Origin of the sequence: Pantoea sp. SIMBA_079, assembly GCF_046940275.1 — a bacterium.
Classification (GTDB): domain Bacteria; phylum Pseudomonadota; class Gammaproteobacteria; order Enterobacterales; family Enterobacteriaceae; genus Pantoea; species Pantoea borealis.
The window spans coordinates 1-271 of record NZ_JAWRYR010000332.1 but is presented as its reverse complement, the minus strand read 5'-3'; the positions used below and the strand labels follow the sequence as shown (position 1 = coordinate 271).

General features: G+C 60.5%; 1 protein-coding gene. It reads left to right on the top strand.

Annotated elements, in window-relative coordinates:
- Window positions 1-271, top strand: a 271-nt coding sequence (locus SB719_RS20245) for a DUF748 domain-containing protein (RefSeq protein WP_412159755.1), incomplete at both ends; no start/stop codon positions are given.

The window sequence follows — 271 nt, the reverse complement described above, 5'->3', positions numbered from 1 at the left end:
CCCGTTCAACCCGCTGGCCAGTCTGGACATTGCCACCAGCTTCAAGCGCGTCGAACTGACCACGTTGACCCCCTACTCCGGCAAGTTCGCCGGATTCCGCATCCGCAAGGGCCGGCTGAATCTGGACCTGCACTACTTGATCACCAACGGCCAACTCAAGGCCGAGAACAAGGTAGTAGTGGAACAACTGCAACTGGGCGAGAAAGTCGACAGCCCGGATGCGGTCGACCTGCCGATCCGCCTGGCGGTGGCATTGCTGAAGGATACCGAG